6 protein-coding genes are annotated in these 12,059 nt (G+C 73.8%); 5 read left to right on the top strand and 1 reads right to left on the bottom strand.

Going from position 1 to position 12,059, the window contains the following annotated elements; all coding sequences use genetic code 11:
* The first annotated feature begins 9 nt into the window (after positions 1–9).
* The 5 genes from ACFYP0_RS07680 to purE all read left to right on the top strand — a co-directional run bounded on the left by ACFYP0_RS07680 (position 10) and on the right by purE (position 6,924).
* Entirely contained in the window at positions 10–303 is a 294-nt protein-coding gene (locus ACFYP0_RS07680; protein WP_124854726.1) for a hypothetical protein, read from the top strand.
* A 179-nt stretch (positions 304–482) separates the two neighbouring features.
* Entirely contained in the window at positions 483–3,014 is a 2,532-nt protein-coding gene (locus tag ACFYP0_RS07675) for a putative bifunctional diguanylate cyclase/phosphodiesterase (RefSeq protein ID WP_124854727.1), read from the top strand.
* Positions 3,015–3,066: 52 nt separating this feature from the next.
* Positions 3,067–5,103: a thioredoxin domain-containing protein gene (locus ACFYP0_RS07670; RefSeq protein ID WP_355494425.1), complete on the top strand. Its 2,037-nt coding sequence runs from the start codon at positions 3,067–3,069 to the stop codon at positions 5,101–5,103.
* 121 nt (positions 5,104–5,224) lie between these two features.
* Positions 5,225–6,400, top strand: coding sequence for a 5-(carboxyamino)imidazole ribonucleotide synthase (locus ACFYP0_RS07665; protein WP_355494424.1), 1,176 nt, complete (start codon positions 5,225–5,227; stop codon positions 6,398–6,400).
* Positions 6,401–6,432: 32 nt separating this feature from the next.
* On the top strand, positions 6,433–6,924 hold the full coding sequence (gene purE / locus ACFYP0_RS07660) for a 5-(carboxyamino)imidazole ribonucleotide mutase (RefSeq protein WP_386995034.1): 492 nt from the start codon (positions 6,433–6,435) through the stop codon (positions 6,922–6,924).
* A 171-nt stretch (positions 6,925–7,095) separates the two neighbouring features.
* Here purE and ACFYP0_RS07655 read toward each other — a convergent pair whose 3' ends face one another.
* Complete coding sequence (locus ACFYP0_RS07655; protein ID WP_355494423.1) at positions 7,096–11,991, bottom strand: SCO7613 C-terminal domain-containing membrane protein; 4,896 nt, start codon at positions 11,989–11,991, stop codon at positions 7,096–7,098.
* Positions 11,992–12,059: the final 68 nt, after the last annotated feature.

Raw genomic sequence — 12,059 nt, 5'->3', positions numbered from 1 at the left:
AGGAACGCCATGCTGACCGCTGCCCAGGTGCTCGCGGAGAACAACTTCGGGGACACCCGCACGGGTGGTCTGGCCGGGCCGATGGGCCTCTTCCTCATCCTGCTGCTGGCCACCGCGACCATCCTGCTGATCCGCAACATGAACGCTCGGCTGCGCCGTCTGCCGGACCGTTTCCCCCAGCAGTCCGGGCCGACCGACCCGACCAGGGTCGATGCGGCAGTCGTCGATCCGACAGACGGGACCGGGGGGCGTGATTCATCCCCGCCCGCTCCCGACGGGCACCAGCAGCACCTGAACGGGTAGTCCGCGCGTGAATCACGCTGAACCGGGTGGTCGCCCCCTGTTGCGGCCACCCGGTTTGGCTTAGCCTTCCGCCGGGGGGACCAAAAGTCTCCGAGCCGTGTGCGGGAGGGGGCGCCGATGACCAGCACAGCACCGGCCGCCCACCGCGACGTCGGTCGGTCGGCTGACGGGGGAGGTCGATGACCTCCGGTCCGGCCGACGACCCGTTCGATCGGCTCGGGGTGCGTGGCACACCGGGCCGGCTGCTCGTGCTCACCGCCGCCGTCACGCTGACCGCCCTGGCCGCCGCCGCGGTCGGGTTGACCCTTCCGGTCCGGCTGCCGGCCGACGACCCCCTCGGCGGTCCGGCCCGCTTCGGCATCGCCGTCGCCGTCCTGGCCCTCGCCCAGCTCGCCCGGCTGCGCTTCCGCTCGGCCGCGGGCATGGTCAGCATCACCTGGGGCGAGGCGGCCCTGATCGTCTGCCTCTACCTGACTCCAGCCGGCTGGCTCCCGTCCGCCACGCTGCTCGGCACCGGGCTGGCCTGGACGTTGCTGTCACTGCACAACGACCGCCGTCCGGCCCTGGAGATAGTCCGGATCGCCGCGTCGCTGGCCGCCGCGTCGGCACTGGCCGTCTCCGTGACCACCGCGCTCGGGCGGCCGCTGCTCTCGCCACCCACCCCGATCCTGGCGCTGGCCGTGATCGCCGGTTCGGTGACGTACCTCCTGGTGACCGCCTGGCTCGGCGGCGTGACGCTGGGCCTGCGGCACGGGCTGCCGATCGGGCCACCGCTGCTCGCCGCGCTGCGCGGCAAGCTGCTGATGTTCGTCGGCAACGTGGCGGTCGGCCTCGTTGTGGTCGCCCTGCTGGAACTCGACCCACGCTGGTTGCTGTTGCTGCCGCCGCTGCTGTGGCTGTTGCAGCAGACCTACCGTTACCGGCTGCGCTCCGATCAGGAGCGCCGCACCTGGCGTGCCTTCGCCGAGGCCACCGCGGCCCTCAACCAGCTCGACGAGCGGGGCGTGGCCAGCGCGGCGGTCACCGGGGCGCTGACGCTGTTCAACGCCGAGCTGGTGGACGTCGACGTGGCCCGGGCCGACGGCCGGTGGCACCGCTACCGGGGCGACGCCAGCGGTCAGCTGGTCGACCGGGAGACCGGCTCACCGGACCAGTCGGAGCCGGACGAGCACGAGCTCAGCCGGGCGCTGTCGGTCGGCGCCACGCCGGTCGGTCGGCTGCGGGTGCGGTTCCCCCGCTCGGCCCCGCCCACGGCCCGGGAACGTGACGCGGTGGCCGCGTTCGGCGACGCCCTCGCCGCCGCGCTGCACGACGCCGCGACCCACCACGAGCTGCGGCTGGTGACCGCCCGTTCGTCGTACGAGGCGGTGCACGACCCGCTCACCGGGCTGGCCAACCGGGCGGCGATGCTGAGCAAGGGCGACCAGTCGCTGCGACAGCTCAGCCACGACCACCCGGTGGCGCTGCTGCTGCTGGACATCAACCAGTTCAAGGAAGTCAACGACACCCTCGGCCACGCGGCGGGTGACCAGCTGCTGCGACTGACCGCGAACCGACTCAACGCGCTGGTCCGCGCCGGTGACCTGCTCGGTCGACTCGGTGGCGACGAGTTCGCCCTGCTGCTCACGGCGGTGCCGGTGCTCGGCGATCGGACCGCCCCGATGGCCCACGCGTTGCGTCAGGCCCGCGAGATCGCCGAACGGCTGGCCGCACCGACCGAGGTGGCCGGCGTGCGGATGTCCATCGAGGTCTCGGTCGGGGTGGTGGTGGCCGCCGCGGGCACTGCGGACCTGACCGAGCTGCTGCGTCGGGCCGACATCGCGATGTACCAGGCCAAGGAGGGCGGCGGCAACGTCGCCGCGTACGACGGCGCGCGCGACGCGGCCAGCACCGACCAGCTCGCCCTGCTGGCCGAGCTGCGTGAGGCGTTGAAAGTCGACGATCAGCTGGTGTTGGCGTTGCAGCCGGCGGTCGACCTGGCCACCGGTGCGCCCACCGGGGTGGAGGCGCTGATCCGCTGGCAGCACCCCCGGCGTGGGTGGCTGAACCCGGCCGACTTCATCCGGCCGGTGGAAAACAGCGAGCAGCTCGGCACCTTCACCCGCTACGTGCTGAACAAGGCGCTCAGCGTGGCCGCCAGTTGGGCCCGGGAGGGGTTGGACGTCCCGATCTCGGTCAACCTCTCGGCGCGCAGCCTGCTCGACCCCCGGTTACCGGCGGAGATCGCCGAGGCGTTGCGCCGCCACCAGGTGCCGCCGCACCGGCTCGTTCTGGAGATCACCGAGACGGTGGTGATGAGCGAGCTGGAGGTCATCGACGAGGTGCTGGCGACGCTCCGGTCGATGGGCGTGCAACTCGCGGTCGACGACTTCGGCACCGGCTTCTCGTCGCTGACCTTCCTCACCCGGATCGCGGTGGACGAGTTGAAGGTGGACCGTTCCTTCGTCATCCGGATGGCCGACTCGCCGGAGGCCGCCGCGATCGTCCGGACGACCGTCGGCCTCGCTCACGAGCTGGGGCTGCGGGTGGTCGCCGAAGGGGTGGAGACCGCCGAGCAGCGGATCGCCCTGGCCGAGCTGGGTTGCACCTCCGCGCAGGGCTACCACTTCTTCAAGCCCATGCCGGCGGACAAGATCGGCGCGGTGTTGGGGTCGCTGCGCGACTCGGCGGAGTCGAACGTGTTCCGGCTCCGCGCCGACGGCGCGTCCTGACCGTCCGGGTGGACCCCGCGCGGTCCGCGCCGAGGCTGGCTATGGTCGTCAGGTGAACCGACTCGCCGACGCCACCAGTCCGTACCTGCTCCAGCACGCCGACAACCCGGTCGACTGGTGGCCCTGGTCGGACGAGGCGTTCGCCGAGGCGAAGCGGCGGGACGTACCGGTGCTCATCTCGGTGGGCTACGCGGCCTGCCACTGGTGCCACGTCATGGCGCACGAGTCGTTCGAGAACGAGCAGGTCGGCGCTCTGATGAACGACAACTTCGTGTCGATCAAGGTGGATCGTGAGGAGCGCCCGGACGTGGACGCGGTCTACATGACCGCGACCCAGGCGATGACCGGCCAGGGCGGTTGGCCGATGACCGTCTTCGCCACCCCGGACGGCACCCCGTTCTTCTGCGGCACCTACTTCCCGCGACCCAACTTCGTCCAGTTGCTCCAGTCGGTCGCCACCGCCTGGCGGGAGCAGCGCGAGGCGGTGCTGGGCCAGGGGGCCGCCGTGGTCGAGGCGATCGGCGGCGCGCAGGCCGTGGGCGGCCCCACCGCGCCGCTGGACGCCCCGCTGCTCGACGCGGCGGCCGCAAAGCTGGCCAGCGAGTACGACGCCACGAACGGCGGGTTCGGCGGCGCCCCGAAGTTTCCGCCGCACATGAACCTGCTCTTCCTGCTGCGCCACCACCAGCGCACCGGCGAGCCGGGCAGCCTGGAGATCACCCGGCACACGGCCGAGGCGATGGCCCGGGGCGGCATCTACGACCAGCTCGCGGGCGGCTTCGCCCGGTACTCGGTGGACGCGCACTGGACGGTGCCGCACTTCGAGAAGATGCTCTACGACAACGCGCTGCTGCTGCGGGTCTACACCCAGCTGTGGCGACTCACCGGTGACCCGCTGGCCCGCCGGGTGGCCCGGGACACCGCCCGGTTCCTGGCCGACGAGCTGCACCGGCCTGGGCAGGGGTTCGCGTCCGCGCTGGACGCCGACACCGAGGGCGTCGAAGGGCTCACCTACGCCTGGACGCCCGCCCAACTCGTGGAGGCGTTGGGCGAGGAGGACGGCCGGTTCGCCGCCGACCTGTTCACCGTCACGGACGACGGCACCTTTGAGCACGGCATGAGCGTGCTCAAGCTCGCCCGGGACGTGGACGATGCCGCGCCCGAGGTGCGTGCCCGCTGGCAGCAGGTGGTCGGGCGGCTGCTCGCCGCCCGGGACACCCGCCCCCAGCCGGCCCTCGACGACAAGGTGGTGGCCGCCTGGAACGGTCTGGCGATCACCGCCATCGCCGAGTTCCAGCAGGTCGCCGCCGTGTACGTGTCCCCGCAGGACGAGGACGCCAACCTGATGGACGGCGTCACCATCGTCGCCGACGGGGCGATGCACCAGGCCGCCGAGCACCTGGCCACCGTGCACCTGGTGGACGGCCGGCTGCGCCGGGTCTCCCGGGACGGCAAGGTCGGCGAGCCGGCCGGTGTACTGGAGGACTACGGCTGTGTTGCCGAGGCCTTCTGCGCGCTGCACCAGCTCACCGGTGAGGGCCGCTGGCTGACCCTGGCCGGCGAACTGCTGGACACCGCACTGGCGCACTTCGCCGCGCCCGGCGGCGCCTTCTACGACACCGCCGACGACGCGGAGCGGCTCGTCGCCCGGCCGGCCGACCCGACCGACAACGCCACCCCGTCCGGCCGGTCGGCGTTGATCGCCGGGCTGGTGGCGTACTCGGCGCTGACCGGGGAGACGCGCTACCGGGAGGCCGCCGAAGCGGCCCTCGGCACTGTCGCGCCGATCGTCGGCAAGCACCCCCGGTTCACCGGGTACGCGGCCGCCGTCGGGGAGGCGTTGCTCTCCGGGCCGTACGAGATCGCCGTGGTCACCGACAACCCGGCCGGCGACCCCCTGGTGGCCGCCGCCCGCCGGCACGCGCCGCCCGGAGCTGTGGTCGTCGCGGGGCGTCCGGACCAGCCGGGTGTGCCGCTGCTCGCCGACCGTCCGCTCGTCGAGGGGCAGTCCGCCGCGTACGTCTGCCGGGGTTTCGTCTGCCAGCGGCCGGTCACCTCGGTCGAGGAGCTGGTCGCCGAGCTGGGCTGAGCGCACGGCCACGCCCGGTAGTCGCCCGCGTCGCCCGTCGGGTGGTCCCGCCAGCGCAACCGATGCGGGTCGCCGGCCCTCCCGGTGGGCCCGTCGGCGGCCCGGATAGGCTGGCCGCGCTATGGATTCCCGTACCGGTCTGCCAGTTGTCGGAATGGTGGGTGGCGGCCAGTTGGCCCGGATGACCCACCAGGCCGCGATCGCCCTCGGCCAGTCACTGCGTGTGCTCGCGACCGCCCCCGACGACGGCGCGGCGCTGGTCGCCGCCGACGTCCAGTACGGCGACCACACCGACCTGGCCGCGCTGCGCACCTTCGCCAAGGGCTGTGACGTCGTCACCTTCGACCACGAGCACGTGCCCTCCGAGCACATCCGCACGCTGGCGGCCGAAGGGGTGTCCCTCTACCCGCCGGCGGACGCGCTGCTGCACGCCCAGGACAAGCAGGTCATGCGGGAACGCCTGACCGAGCTGGGTGCGCCCAACCCGGCCTGGCGGCCGGTCGGGGAGCCCGCCGACCTCGTCGGCTTCGGCGAGCAGGTCGGCTGGCCGGTGGTGCTCAAGGCGGCCCGCGGTGGGTACGACGGTCGGGGCGTCTGGATGGTCGACGACGCCGCCCAGGCCACCGAGTTGGCGACCACACTGCTCGCCGGCGGCACCCGGCTGATCGTCGAGGAGCGGGTGCCGCTGCGGCGGGAGTTGGCCGTGCAGGTGGCCCGTTCGCCGTTCGGTCAGGTGGCCGCGTACCCGGTGGTCGAGACCGTGCAGCGCGACGGCATCAACGTGGAGGTTCTGGCCCCGGCGCCCGGCCTGGACGAGGAGTTGGCGGTCGCCGCTCAGCAGCTCGCCATCGACCTGGCCACCGCGCTCGGTGTGATCGGCCTGCTGGCCGTGGAGTTGTTCGAGGTGCGCGACGACGCCGGCCGGCCCGCGATCGTGGTCAACGAGCTGGCGATGCGTCCGCACAACTCCGGGCACTGGACCATCGAGGGTGCCCGGACCTCGCAGTTCGAACAGCACCTGCGGGCCGTGCTGGACTACCCGATGGGTGACACCGCGCTGACCGCCCCCGTGGTGGTGTCGGCGAACGTGCTCGGCGGTGAGCCGGGCGGAATGTCGATCGACGAGCGGTTGCACCACCTCTTCGCCGCCGAGCCGGGTGCCAAGGTGCACCTGTACGGCAAGCAGGTGCGACCCGGCCGCAAGATCGGGCACGTCACGGTGCTCGGTGACGATCTGGACGACCTGCGGGCGCGGGCCGCGCGGGCCGCGCGCTGGCTGCGCGAGGGCCACGAGTGAGTCACGGTTTCGGGAACGAGGAGAGGGCCGCAGTGAGCACGGTTGGCTTGATCATGGGCAGCGACTCGGACTGGCCGACCATGCGGGCCGCGGCCGAGGTGCTCGACGACTTCGGTGTGACGTACGAGGTCCGGGTGATCTCGGCGCACCGGACTCCGGTCGCGATGATCGAGTACGGGCGCGACGCCGCCCACCGGGGCCTCAAGGTGATCATCGCGGGGGCCGGGGGTGCCGCCGCGCTGCCCGGCATGGTCGCGTCGGTGACGCCGCTGCCGGTGATCGGTGTGCCCGTGCCGCTGAAGCACCTCGACGGCATGGACTCGCTGCTGTCCATCGTGCAGATGCCGGCCGGGATCCCGGTCGCCACCGTGTCGATCGGCAACGCCCGCAACGCCGGCCTGCTCGCCGTACGGATCCTCGGTGCCGGCGACGAGGCCCTGCGCGCCAAGATGACGACCTACCAGCAGGACCTTGAGAAGCTGGTGGCAACCAAGGAAGCCGCCCTCCAAGCAACCCTCCCGTAGCCTTCCCGCGCACCCCATCGCATCCGCGATCTTGCACTTTCGGTCGATGCTTCGCGGCTTTTACCCCTAGTGTCGCAACAGAAAGTGCAAGATCGCGCGAGAGGGACGCGGGTGACGCGAGCCCGGCCCACTCACCGCGCCCACTCACTCAGACCGCCGTGACCCTCCGATTCATCTCATGCCGCGCAGGGCGGTCTGTAGGCGTTCCTGGGCGCGGCGGCGGCGCTCGTTGCTCGCGCCGAGCACCAGCAGCAGGATGCCCACCGGGATCAGCGCCAGCCAAGGGCCCAGGCTGAACAGGGCGTGGATCGCCGTGATCGCGGTGACCGACGCGCCGACGATCACCGGGGCCTGCTGCTGGCTGGACGAGCCGAAGATCAGCACCGCTACCGCGCCGAGCAGCAGCAGCATCTGCCGCAGCGTGCTGGACTCGGTGGCCAGCACGATGGCCAGCGTCGGCACGAAGGCCGCGACCAGCGCCGGCCCGTACGCCACCCAGCTGCTCATGTCGGGTCGGTGGCGCAGCTCCAGGACTCCGACGAGGAGGGCCAACACGGCGAACGGCAGCGTGTACGCCTCGGGCAACGCCACGTCGGCGACTCGCATCAGGATCCACCATGCGGTGATCTCACACACCACCACGGCCCAGAACAGGATCCGGCGTTCCACCGGCCGGCGACCGGGTCGGGTCGCCGCCACCCCGAGGACAGCCCCCCAGGCAGCCAGCAGGGCGGCGATGTGGCGGGGCGAGTCGAAGGCGAGGGCCAACGCGATCAGCGCGGCAGCGTACCCGGTCCACTCCACAGTGGAGGCCTCACGCTGCGCCTCGGGGCGACGCAGCCGGGGCAGGGTCGCGGCGAGCACCTGTAGGACCGCGCCGACGGCGAGCACCCCGAACGCGGACCAGACCGCTGCCAGCCCGGCGACCAGGCCGGCGGTGAGCACGAAGAGCTGCGCCATGAGTGAGGCGAAGAGCCAGCCGAGGATGCGCGCCCGCTGGGTGGTGCCGAACAACGCCGCCACCGCGCCCACCCCGACCGCGCTGCCGAGGGTGAACAGGGTCATCTGCCGGTCGGCCAGGCTGCCGGCGAGCCCGGCGCTGCCACCGGCCAGACCGATGGCGAACACCAGCACCCGGGCCAGCCGCAGTGAGCGGGCCCGCTCGACCAGCGGCGGCGGTGGGGTCAGTGCGAGACCGAGCATCGCGATGGTGAAGACGGAGAGTGCGGCAACGGTGCTGGCGGGCCAGCCCTGGCCCAGCGCGATGGGTGCGATCAGCAGCGTGACGGCCGCCCCGGGCAGCACCACCGGCACGGCCCGGGACCGTCGCCCACCGCTGAACCCGGTGGCGGCCAGCGCGGCGGTCGCGGTGAGCAGCAACGCCGTCAGCACGTGGGTCGGGTTGACCACGTCCGACGGTGGGGTGAGCAGCTCCGGCGGCGGGCCCTGCCAGATCCGGGTCAGTGTGCGGTGCGGCTCGACCAGGGCGGTGACCAGCGCGGGTGCGATCGAGGCGAGCGCCAGGGCGGTCGGCAGCGCCGCCGCGCCCAGCGCGCCCGCGGCCGGGTTGACCCGCCACCGTCGGCGCTCCGGGTCGTCCGGCAACCGCCGTAGGGCGCCGTCGAGTCGTACCGCCCAGCGCCGGACCGGCTGGGCCGCGCCGGTGGGCGGCACGGTGGCCGCGCGGATCAGCTCGGCCAGTACGCCGAGCAGGGCGGCGGCGGCCGCGTAGACGCCGGCGGCGAGGCCGGTGGGGATGGCGGCGAGGGCGCTGATGGTGGCCCCGCCGACCACCGCCACGCTGACCCAGGGCAGATATTGCGGCACCAGCCGGCGGACCGCGGCCACGGCGGCCAGACCGAGGCTGGTCGCGGCCAGCGCGGCGGTCAGCACCACCTGCGCCGAGTGCTCGAACTCGGCGGACAGTGCCGCCACCGCACCGGGGAGGGCCAGCAGGGCGGCACCGATCGCCGCGCCGCCGATCTGCGCCAGGTGCGGCGGCATCCCCTCGGTTTCGATGTCGGCGACCTGTGGACCGGCGAGGACGCGGGCCAGCGTGGCCACCACCACGCCGATCAGGGCGATGCTGCCCAGCGCCAGGGCCGTGGTCCACGGGCGGACCAGTCCGGCTCCCGCGGCATGCAGCGCGACGACCCCGGCCACGGTGGCCCGGGACAGCCCGGCGCGCGCCTCCTCCGTGGCCACCGCGGCCATGCCGAACACGGTGGCGACCATTCCGCCGACCAGGACCGGTGACCACCAGGCCAGATCGAATGCGGCCGGCGCGCCGATCGTGGCGAGCACCACCGCCACGCCGGACACGTCCCAGCGCCACGGCGGCGGGAGCAGGATGCCGGCGGCGAGTGCCAGCAGCGCCAGCGCGACGGGCGCCTGCCAGGTGGCACCGCCGACGGGGGCGGCTGGCCAGCCGCTCAGGTCGCCCTTCCAGATCGGGCCGGGGGTGGCCAGCACGCCGACCCCACCGCGGATCGCCGACCAGCCGGCGAGGACGCCGATCAGGGCACCGCCGACGGTGAGACCGAGGATCGGACCGCGTCGCCACTCCTCCGGCATGCTGCGGGCACCCACGGCGACAACCAGGAGCAGGGCGGAGGCCACCGCCAGCTGCCCACCCGGGGCGAGTACCGCCCCGATCCGTACCAGCGTGGCGATCAGGGCGGTGGTGACCGCCGCGGCGGCCAGGTCCGAGCCGTCGAGGGTGAGATCGGCTCGACGGCCGGCGTCGATGGAGGGGGCCAGGAAGAGCAGCACCGCCGCGACCAGCAGGAGCGCGCCCACCCAGGCATCGGCGACGGTAGCGCCGGGCGCCCCGAACGCGGCGGCGGTGACCATCAGCGCGCCCAGCCCGGTGCCGACCGACAGCGGGGCGGGGATGTGGCGCTGGGAGACCTGCACGACGGCGGCGTAGCCCAGGGTCACGCAGACCGCCAGGAAGCTGGCCGCCAGGATCGGGACGGTCACCTCGCGGAGGCTCGCCGGAGTGAGGGTCGGGTCCTTCGGCATGGTCGCGGCCACGAACGCCGCCACCGCCCCGGGCAGCGCGAACGCGGCGCCACCGGCGGCCCAGGCGGTGACCGTGTCGGAGGCGGCCGAGGCGATCCGGATCCGGGGCGCCAGTGTGACCAGCGTGCCGGCCACGAACAGGGTGATCAGGACCGCGGCGGTGAGGGTGGGGCTGGCCAGGCTGGCCCCCGCGCCGAACAGGCCGACCACGGCCGCCCCGATGGCGTGGGCCACCGCGGCTCGACCGGTGCGGGCGGAGAGCCCGATGACCCCGATGCCGATCGCGGCGATCACCATTGGCCAGGGTGCCGTCGCCCAGCCGAGACCGAACGAGGCCGGGACGGCGAGCGCGGTCAGCGCAGCGCCGGCGACCGCGAACTCCCGGCGGATCTCGGTGGGCAGGGCCAGCACCGCCGCGATGGTGAGCAGGAACGCGGCCGCCGCGAGCTGCCAGGTGGTCGGCCCGACGGCGGCGGCCAACTCGCCCGGGTATCGGCTGAGGTCGGGGTTCCAGGCGGGCAGTGCCGCCCGGACCGGTGCCACCCCGGCGCGTAGCGCGCCGCCGGCCACCACCAGACCACTGACTGTCAGCGCCACCGCGGAGGCCAACTGTGGGCCACGTCGGGCCGCCTCCGGGACCGCGCGCACCGCCAGCCCGGTCACCGTGATGACCGCCGCGATCAGCAGCAGCGCCCGACCGGGGAGTGCCACCGAGGCGATTCGGCTGAGCGAGCCGATCACCGCCAGGGTGACGATGCCGGCCGCGACGTCCGGCAGCGGCGGGCGACGCAGCACCAACGCGCCGGCCAGCCCGATCATGGCGGCCAGCAGCAGCACCACCCCGGCGCCGGTCGCGGTCGGCACGGTCTGGGCCCGCAGCAGGGCGGTGACCGCGTACGCCAGGGAGACGGCGACCGCCAGGGCGTGCAGCAACCAGGTCAGCTCACGCAGGCCGGGCACCGGCCGGGTCGGCCGCGGGTCAGTGGCGCCGGCGCTGGCGTCGATCAGCTCGGCGGCCTCCTCCGGGTCGCCCTCCGGTCGGCTCTCCGCGTCGCGTTGGCGAGGCGCGGACGGCGTGCCCGGCGATGGCAGGTCCTGCCGGACGGGGCGTTCGACGGTCACGCCGGAGCGGGCCAGGCCGAGGTCGACGAGGGCGACGAGGGCCAGCACCAGGGCCCAGCCGCCCGGGCCGGTGATCTGGTCGTACGCGAGCAGAGGCAGGACCGGCTGCGCGGCGAGCACGGTGGCGAAGCGGGGCGCGCGCAGACCGGTCCAACCGGCGTACCCGAACGCGACGGCGGCGGTGACCGCGAAGATCACCCCGGCGAAGACCGTGCCGGAGCCGCTACCGGCGCCGATCCGGTCCACGGCCCAGAGGGCGTTGCCGGCGAGCGGCACCAGCAGCAGGCCGACCGCGGCGATGGTCTCGGCGGTCGAGGTGAGCCCGCGCCGGGCCAGGGCCGGTGGGGCGAGCAGCATCAGCACGGTGGCCAGGAGCAGGATGCCGAGCCGGGCCAGCGCGTCCATCGAGCTGGTGGCCACCGCGGCGAAGACCACCGCGGCCACGCCGAGCAGCAGCGCGCCCAGCCCGAGCGGGATGTTCTGCACCTCGCGCGAGGACGCCTCCGGCGGGTGCTCCGGGTCGTCCACGTCCAGCCAGACGCCCCGGGGCGGGGGCGGCGGCGGATCCTCCGGGGCGGACGGAGTGCCCTGGCGGGGCACCCGGGGCGGCGTTCCCATGGTGGCCGTCGGTGGCCGCCGGCCGGGGCGGCGACGCAGCACCCGGCGCGGCCGGGTGGCCTGCTTGATCCGCTCCTCGCCGGCGTGGGCGAGGATGTCCCGCTGGAAGAGCGCGGCCTGCATCTTGGCGGCGATCTGCCGTTGCTCGCGGGCGATGGCGGCGTCGCGCGCCTTCATCTCCGCGATCGAACGCTCAATGTCGGCCAGGTGCTCGACCCACTGTGGTTGATCTGCCCCACAGTGCGGGCATCGGACGGCCGGCTTGATCTCCCGGCCGCACGAGGAGCATTGAAAGGTCGCCACGACACCCCTCCACCCGCACTGTGGACTCCCACTGTCGCAGCATGCCCAAAGCTGGCGCGGATTTCGAC

The sequence above is a fragment of the Micromonospora arida genome, from assembly GCF_042873195.1.
Classification (GTDB): Bacteria; Actinomycetota; Actinomycetes; order Mycobacteriales; family Micromonosporaceae; genus Micromonospora; species Micromonospora arida.
Note: the sequence above shows the minus strand (reverse complement) of the source record. Positions and strands in the feature narration are given on the sequence as shown.